The sequence below is a fragment of the Streptomyces sp. CB01881 genome, assembly GCF_002953255.1.
In the GTDB taxonomy this organism is placed as follows: Bacteria; Actinomycetota; Actinomycetes; order Streptomycetales; family Streptomycetaceae; genus Kitasatospora.
Window position 1 is genome coordinate 6,296,959 of sequence record NZ_CP026498.1, and the last position, 5,134, is coordinate 6,302,092.

Genomic DNA, 5,134 nt, shown 5'->3' on the forward strand with positions numbered 1-5,134 from the left:
CCACCAGCACCGACACCCAGACCCAGCAGTTCGTCCCGCAGCTCCACCGCACCCGGCGCGGCCTCACCACGACGGCTCACCAGCACCAGGCTCCGGACACCGTGCCCGGTCACCAGGTGCCGGGCCACCACCGCACCCAGACCACCCGTACCACCGGTCACCAGCACCGTCCCGGCACCGTCGAACGGCGACCCCGACCCGGCCTCGGCCCGCGCCAGCCGCGGCACGAACACCCCGCCCTCACGCAGGGCCAGCTCCGGCTCACCCGACGCCACCGCGGCGGGCAGCAGGCGCAGCGCGGCGTCGCCGCCGGCCAGCTCCACCAGCACGAACCGCCCGGGCTCCTCGGCCTGCGCCGACCGGACCAGACCGGCCACCGCGCCACCCGCCAGCGAACCGGCGTCCGTCAGCACCACCAGCCGCGACGACTCGAACCGGTCGTCCGCCAGCCAGGACCGCAGCACCTCCAGCACGCGGGACGTCTCCGCCCGCACCCCGGCGGGGCTGTCGTCCGGCCCGCCGGCCGGCAGCAGCACGACCTTCGCGCCGGTGACCGCGCCGAGCTCCGGGGCCGCCTCCAGGCCCCACTGGGACGCCCAGACGTCCGCCTGGGGACCGACCACGGCCCAGCGGCCCTCCATCGGCACCGCGGGGTCCAGCGGGTCGGCCACCCACTCCGTCCGGTACACCGTGCGGTTGTCGCCGCCGCGCGCCGCCTCGATCTGCTCGACCGACACCGGCCGGGCCACCATCGAGCCCACCGTCATCACGGGCAGGCCCGCGCTGTCGGCGATGACCAGCGACGACTCGTTCGGCGCCGAGGAGGAGACCTTCACCCGCAGCCCGGTGACGCCCGGCGTGAGCAGGGAGACGTCGGACCAGGCGAAGGGCAGCGAGGCCCCGTCGGTGCCGCGCGGGGAGTTGTCGAGCAGCTCGGTGGCGTGCAGCGCGGAGTCGAGCAGCGCGGGGTGCAGGCCGAAGGCGGCCGCGTCCACGTGTGCCTCCTCCGGGAGGGCGATCTCGGCGAAGATCTCGCCGTTGCGCTTCCAGGCGGCCCGCAGGCCCTGGAAGACCGGGCCGTAGGCCAGGCCGTCGCCGGCCAGTTCGGCGTAGAGGCCGTCCAGGTCGACCGCCTCGGCGCCCTTCGGCGGCCAGACCCCCAGGCCCGCACCCGCCTCGGGCGAGGCGTTCGTCAGCGTGCCGGTGGCGTGCTTCAGCCACAGGCGCTCACCCGCCGTCTCCTCCGGCCGGGAGTAGACCGAGAACGGGCGTCGGCTCGCCTCCTCCGGGTCACCGACGACGACCCGCAGCTGGCAGCCGGCGCGCTCCGGGAAGACCAGCGGCGCCTGGAGGGTCAGCTCCTCCAGGAAGCCGTGACCGGAGTGCAGGCCCGCGTGGACGGCCAGGTCGACGAACGCGGTGCCCGGCAGCAGGACGGCGCCGGCGACCGCGTGGTCGGCCAGCCACGGGTGCGAGTCGAGACCGACCCGGCCCGTGAACAGGTAGCCGTCGGAGTCCGGGAGTTCGACGGCGGCACCGAGGAAGGGGTGCTCCGTCGCGGCCTGTCCCAGGGACGCGGCGTCCCCGGCGGCGGCCACGGCGTCGAGCCAGTAGTGCTCGTGCTGGAAGGCGTAGGTCGGCAGGTCGGTGCGGCGGGCGCCGGTTCCCCGGAAGACGGCCGTCCAGTCGACGTCCGTGCCGGCCTCGAACACGGCGGCGAGGGCGGCCAGCAGGGCCGGGGCCTCGTCGCGGCCCTTGCGCAGGGCGGGCACGAGCAGGGCGTCGCCGGGCTCGGCCAGGCAGGCGTGGGCCATGCCGGTGAGGATCCCGTCCGGGCCCAGCTCCAGGAAGCGGGTCACGCCCGCCTCTTCGAGGGAGCGGATGCCGTCGGCGAAGCGGACCGCCTGGCGGACGTGGCGCACCCAGTACTCGGGGTCGCGCAGGTCATCGCCGGCGGCGATGCGGCCGGTGACGTTGGAGACGACCGCCAGCTTGGGCTCGGCGAACTCCAGGCCGGTGACGACCGCGCGGAACTCGTCCAGCATCGGCTCCATCAGCGGCGAGTGGAACGCGTGCGAGACGGTCAGCCGGACGGAGGCGATGGCGCGCTCCTCCAGCTTCTCCACGATCTTGCGGACCGCCTTCTCGGCACCCGAAACCACCACCGAGGCGGGGCCGTTGACCGCCGCGATGCCCGCCTGGGCCTCGTGGCCCTTCAGCAGCGGCAGCACATCGGCCTCGGAGGCGCGGACGGCGACCATCACGCCACCGGCCGGCAGCGCCTGCATCAGCCGGCCCCGCGCGGCGACCAGCTTGCACGCGTCGGCCAGCGACAGCACCCCGGCCGCGTGCGCGGCCGCGATCTCACCGACCGAGTGCCCGGCCAGGAAGTCCGCCCGCACACCCAGCGACTCGACCAGGCGGAACAGCGCCACCTCGACGGCGAACAGCGCCGACTGCGTGTACACCGTGTCGTCCAGCGAACCGCCGTGACCCGCGATCACCCCGCGCAGCGAGACGCCCAGCTCGGCGTCCAGCAGCGCACACACCTCGTCCAGCGCGGACGCGAACACCGGGAACACACCGGCGAGTTCACGCCCCATGCCGACGCGCTGCGCGCCCTGGCCGGTGAACAGGAACGCCGTCCGGCCCTCGGGGCGCACAGCCCCGGCCCCGGCGCCGTTGCCGGCGGCGACCGCCGCCAGGCTGCCCAGGAACTCCTCGCGCGTCGAGCCGAACACCACCGCACGCCGGGCGTGCGCGGTACGCGTGGTCAACGACGAGTAGCCGAGGTCCAGCAGGCGGGAGGCGTCGGCGGAGACGAACGCGTGCAGCCGTTCGGCCTGGGCGCGCAGCGCGGCCTCCGTGCGGCCGGAGACCGCGAGCGGCACCGGTGCACCGTCGGGCCACTGCCCCTCGGTGGCCCCGGCCTCCTCGGCCGGGGCCTCCTCCAGGATCACGTGGGCGTTGGTGCCGCTGATGCCGAACGAGGAGACGCCCGCACGGCGCGGCACGCCGTCCTTCCGCTCCCACGGCCGGGCCTCGGCGAGCAGCTCGACGTCGCCCGCCGTCCAGTCCACGTGCGAGGACGGCGCGTCCACGTGCAGCGTCTTCGGCAGCACCTCGTGGCGCATCGCCTGCACCATCTTGATGATCCCGGCGACGCCGGCGGCGGCCTGGGTGTGGCCCAGGTTCGACTTCACCGAACCCAGCCAGAGCGGGCTGCCCTCGGGGCGGCCCTGACCGTAGGTGGCGATCAGCGCCTGCGCCTCGATCGGGTCGCCCAGCGTGGTGCCCGTGCCGTGCGCCTCGACGGCGTCCACGTCCGTGGTCGTCAGACCCGCGTCGGCCAGCGCCGCCCGGATCACCCGCTGCTGCGACGGACCGTTCGGCGCCGTCAGGCCGTTGCTCGCACCGTCCTGGTTGATCGCCGAACCCCGGACCACGGCCAGCACCTCGTGCCCCAGCCGGCGCGCGTCCGACAGCCGCTCGACGAGCAGCACGCCGACGCCCTCGCCCCAGCCGGTGCCGTCGGCCGCCTCGGCGAACGCCTTGCAGCGGCCGTCCTTGGCGAGGCCCCGCTGGCGGCTGAAGTCGGTGAAGGTCTCGGGGGTCGCCATGACGGTGACACCGCCCGCGAGGGCCAGCGTGCACTCGCCCCGGCGCAGCGCCTGGATCGCCCAGTGCAGGGCCACCAGCGAGGAGGAGCAGGCGGTGTCGACGGAGACCGCCGGGCCCTCCAGGCCCAGGCTGTAGGAGACGCGGCCGGAGACCACACTGCCCAGGCTGCCGTTGCCCAGGTACGTCTCCAGGTCCTCGGGGACGGCCCCGAGACGGGAGGCGTAGTCGTGGTACATCACGCCGGCGAAGACGCCGGTCCGGCTGCCCTTGAGCGAGGCCGGGTCGATGCCGGCCCGCTCGATCGCCTCCCAGGACGCCTCCAGCAGCAGTCGCTGCTGCGGGTCGGTGGCCATCGCCTCGCGCGGGCTGATGCCGAAGAACTCGGCGTCGAAGTCGGCGGCGTCGTGCAGGAAGCCGCCCTCGTCGGAGTAGGTCTTGCCCGGCTTGCCCGGCTCGGGGTCGTAGATGCCCTTGTTGTCCCAGCCGCGGTTCTCGGGGAACCGGGTGATGCCGTCGCGGCCGGCGGCCAGCAGCTCCCAGAGCTCCTCGGGCGAACGGACGTCGCCGGGGAACCGGCAGCTCATGCCGACGATCGCGATCGGCTCGTCGTCGTTGAGGACCACGGCGGGGGCCGCCTCGACGGCCGGGGTGTCGGCCCCGACCACGGTCTCCTTGATGTGGTCCGCGAGCGCCTGGGGCGTCGGGTAGTCGAAGACGAGCGTGGCGGGCAGCCGCAGGCCGGTCTCCTGGTTGAGCCGGTTGCGCAGGTCGACCGCCGACAGGGAGTCGAAGCCGATCTCGGTGAAGGCGCGCTTGCTGTCGATGGCCGCGCCGCTCTCGTGGTGCAGGACGGCGGCGACGTGCGTGCGCACCAGGTCAAGCAGGACCCGGGTGCGCTCGTCCGCGGAGAGCCCGGCGAGCCGCTGGGCGATCGGGGACCCGGCCCGCTCGGCGCCGCTCTTCTCGGCGGCGCGGCGGGCCGTCGTCCGGACGAGGTCGCGCAGGACCGCCGGGACGCCGTCGGCGCGGGCCCGCAGGTCCGCCTGGTCGAGGCGGACGGGAAGGAGGACGGGCTCGTCGGTGGCCAGCGCGGCGTCGAACAGGGCGAGGCTCTCCTGCGCCGAGAGGCCCACCATCCCGGAGGAGTTGAGGCGCTCGATGTCGGCGCGGCTGAGGTTGCCGCCCATGCCGGTGCCGGTGTCCCAGAGACCCCAGGCCAGCGAGTGGGCCAGCAGGCCCTCCGACCGGCGCTGGCGCGCGAGGGCGTCGAGGTAGGCGTTGGCCGCGGCGTAGTTGCCCTGGCCGGCGCCGTCCAGCGTGCCCGCGGCGGAGGAGAACAGGACGAAGGCCTTGAGGTCGAGGTCCCGGGTCAGCTCGTGCAGGTGCCGGGCCGCGTCGGCCTTCGGCCGCAGCACCGCGTCCACCCGCTCCGCGGTCAGCGAGCCGATCGTGCCGTCGTCCACCACACCGGCCGTGTGCACCACCCCGGCCAGCGGACGCTCCTGCGGTGCGG

At 75.0% G+C, this 5,134-nt stretch carries 1 protein-coding gene; it reads right to left on the bottom strand.

Annotated features, from left to right (window positions below; translation table 11 throughout):
* Positions 1-5,134 (bottom strand): type I polyketide synthase (locus C2142_RS39925; RefSeq protein ID WP_241003214.1); only part of this gene is annotated, 5,134 nt, incomplete at both ends.